This window comes from Sphingorhabdus sp. (assembly GCF_044357595.1).
GTDB lineage: Bacteria > Pseudomonadota > Alphaproteobacteria > Sphingomonadales > Sphingomonadaceae > Sphingorhabdus_B.
On the sequence record NZ_JBIKPH010000189.1, the window covers coordinates 1 to 3,367 of the forward strand.

General features: G+C 53.8%; 3 protein-coding genes. 1 reads left to right on the forward strand and 2 read right to left on the reverse strand.

What is annotated here, in order from left to right:
* On the forward strand, positions 1 to 932 hold a 932-nt coding region (locus ACIQ2T_RS12730; protein ID WP_397591130.1), incomplete at its 5' end, for an NAD(P)-dependent oxidoreductase.
* An 11-nt stretch (positions 933 to 943) separates the two neighbouring features.
* Here ACIQ2T_RS12730 and ACIQ2T_RS12735 read toward each other — a convergent pair.
* Together ACIQ2T_RS12735 and ACIQ2T_RS12740 are read right to left on the reverse strand one after the other, a co-directional pair.
* On the reverse strand, positions 944 to 1,858 hold the full coding sequence (locus ACIQ2T_RS12735) for a LysR substrate-binding domain-containing protein (RefSeq protein WP_397591131.1): 915 nt from the start codon (positions 1,856 to 1,858) through the stop codon (positions 944 to 946).
* A gap of 67 nt (positions 1,859 to 1,925) precedes the next feature.
* On the reverse strand, positions 1,926 to 3,367 hold a 1,442-nt coding region (locus tag ACIQ2T_RS12740; protein WP_397591132.1), incomplete at its 5' end, for a GMC family oxidoreductase.

The following is a 3,367-nucleotide window of genomic DNA, read 5'->3' on the forward strand; positions in this document are numbered from 1 at the left end:
TTGGCAATGTCGGCGGAAAGCTTGCGGGTAGCTTGATACGCAATGGCCATGAAGTGACTGTCCGCGACCTAGATGATGCGCTTGTTGCAGAATATGTGGCGCGCGGTGCATCTTCGGCCGCCTCTCCGAAAGAATTGGGCGAAGCTGTAGATCTTATCATCACCTGCCTTCCTTCTCCTGCCGCCAGTTCAGCTGTTGCCGAGGGCGAAGATGGCTTTCTGCAGGTCATGCGCCAGGGGCAGGTATGGCTTGAAATGAGCACCACCGATTATAGTGAAATCATCCGGCTTGGGGCCCTGGTCGAGGCGCGCGGCGCCATGTTTATGGAATGCCCTGTTTCCGGCGGCTGTCACCGCGCCGATACTGGCAATATCGCAATTTTTGCCGGCGGCCCGCGCGCTGCGTTCGAATTTGTTCTGCCGGTTTTGACAACAATGGGACGTCGTATATTGCATACCGGCGATCTGGGAACCGCGTCGCAATTGAAAGTGATGACCAATTATCTCTGCACAGTGCATCTCGTTGCGCTGGCTGAGGCGCTGACAACGTGCAAAGCCATCGGGCTTGATATGAATACAACATATGAGGCTATCCGCATTTCATCGGGCAACAGCTTTGTCCACGAAACTGAAAGCCAGGTCATTCTCAACGGAAGCCGCGACATTAATTTCACCATGGATTTGGTCAGCAAAGATGTCGGCTTGTTCGACAAAATCGCCCACGCCGCCAATGTCCCCGTCGAATTGTCGCCGTTAATCGTCAAAATCTTCAAAGAGGGTGAAGAGGCCTTCGGTTCTCGCGAATTTTCACCAAACATTATCCGCCGTTACGAAGAACCACTGGGCATCAAAGTTTTGGGTACTGGCTTTCCGGCCGATATGGTGGACGATGAACCCGAAGAGCGCGGCTATGAAGTGGTTCCGAAACGATAATCCGCCGCGACCTATCGGCTATTTTCCACATTCTTGAACACCCAGTCCATGAAAGTTCGGATCCGCGGGTTTTCTTTCATATCTTTGCGGCAGATGAGCCCCCAAGCGCCGGGGCATAAGGCCTTATGGGAAATAGGCTGCACCAGCCGACCAGCCGCAAGGTCTTGATCAACAAAAGGACCGTTAACTAAGGCTATCCCTTCGCCATTGAGCGCCATTTCGAGCGCAACGGCCAAGGTATCGACCATAAGATAGGGCACAGATGGTTCAAACGGCGCACCTGCCGAAGCAAACCAAGTTTCCCAATTTTGCACTTCGGTATAAATAGCAACCAGAGGCTTGGTCATCAAAGCTTCAGGGGATGGATTTTGCCCCATCGCAGCGGCCACTTCCGGGCTGCATACTGGAAACAGCGCATATTCATACAGCGGCATCCAATAAAACTTCGCTGGATCAGGTTCAGCTTCACAATAGACCAGACCGACATCGGCGTGGACATCATCAAACTCCCATTCGACCGCGCATGTATTCAATGTGAGTTTGACCTCGGGGTGATCCGCCAAAAACTGCGGCACCCGCTTGGCGAGCCAGCGAATTGAAGCTGTTACATAGGTTTGCACACGCAGTGGCTTGTCGAGTGCGTTGCGGTGCACTTCCTCGACGCCTTCGAGTAAGGATTCAAACGCAGCGCGTACATACGGATAGAGCACTTTGCCCTCTTCCGTCGAAACGATGTGCCGCCCTTCCTGTACAAACAAGGTTACGCCAAGGGCATCTTCAACAAGTTGAACCTGATGGCTGACTGCAGGGTGCGTCAGACACAATTCGTCTGCTGCGTCGCGGATACTTTGGTGCCGCGTTGCCGCTTCAAAGCCCTTAAGTGCTTTCAGAGGCGGTAATTGTTTAAGGTCAATCTTTGGATGCATCGCGTCACTCCCCAGATTCGCGCTATGGCATGGGGTTAGCACAGTCAAAAAGAACTGGTAAATAAAATTAACGCGTGCTTTTTGCGTCTTCCAAGATCATTGCCGCGCCTTTTTCGGCAACCATGACAGTTGGCGCGTTTGTATTTCCCGAGGTGATTGTCGGGAACACCGAGGCGTCTACAACCCGCAAACCATCGATACCATGAACGCGCAGGCGGGCATCGACGACCGAAATGACAGGATCTGTCCCCATCATGCAGGTACTTGTCGGGTGATACACCGTGTCGGCACGGGCACGGAAATCGGCCAGTAAAGCTTCGTCCCCATCCACATGGGCTCCGGGAATAAGTTCTTCCGTTATGATATCTGCAAGCGGCTTTGTCGATGCGATCTCACGCAATATCCGGTTGCCAGCCAACACATCATCAATGTCCGATTGCGTCGCAAGATAGTTCGGATGGATGGCAGGATATTGCGAAGGGTCTGAACTGGTCAGTTCAATATGCCCTCGGCTGGTCGGACGGCAGGGGTTGTGCGACAGCAAAAACGCCGAAAATGGATCGGGGTTCAGAAGCTTTCGTTCCGACAAGGGGGTCTTCGTGTAACTGACCGGACTAAAATACAGTTGGAGATTAGGGTGCGCTTTAGTTGCGTCGCTTCGCACAAAACCACCGCTTTGATTAACGCTCAGCGACAGCGGCCCTGCCCGGTCAGCAATGTAGCGCAAACCGGCCCGCAGCTTGCCTAAAAACGGGTGAAGGACATCGTTCAACGTTGCTGTGCGCACTTTGTAAAAATAGGACACCGCAATATGGTCCTGCAAATTACGGCCCACCGCTTTTGCATCGACCAGCGTTTCGATGCCGACATTTTTCAAATGGCTTGCATCGCCAATACCCGACAGCATCAACAGTTGTGGAGAGTTAATTGCGCCTCCTGCCAGGATAACTTCGCGCCGTGCCTTCGCCTCTACGCTTGCGCCCTTAGACGTGTACGCAACACCGACTGCACGCCGTCCCTCGAACAATATGCGCGTTGCCTGCGCCCGGGTTTGCAGCTTCAGCGTCTTGCGCTTTCGCGCCGGATGCAGAAACGCGTTCGCAGTTGATGCACGCCAGCCACCGCGTGTGTTGATCTGATAATAGCCTACGCCCTCTGGCTTACAGCCGTTGAAGTCGCTGCTGGCAGGAAAGCCCAATGTCTGCGCGGCTTCAATAAAGCTGCGGCAAATGGGGTGGGCAAAGGGTGAGGCATCGGTAACATGTTGTGGCCCGCCTTGGCCATGATGCGCGCTGTGCCAGTCGAAATCCTCTGACTTTTTGAAATAGGGCAGCACATCGTCCCATCCCCAACCATTGTTACCTAAGGCTTTCCAATCATCGAAATCGTGCGGCTGGCCGCGTACATAGACCATCGCATTGATTGAACCTGACCCACCGATCACCTTTCCGCGCGGCCAATAGCTCTGCCTACCACCCAGCGCCTCAACGGGCTCGGTATCGTACATCC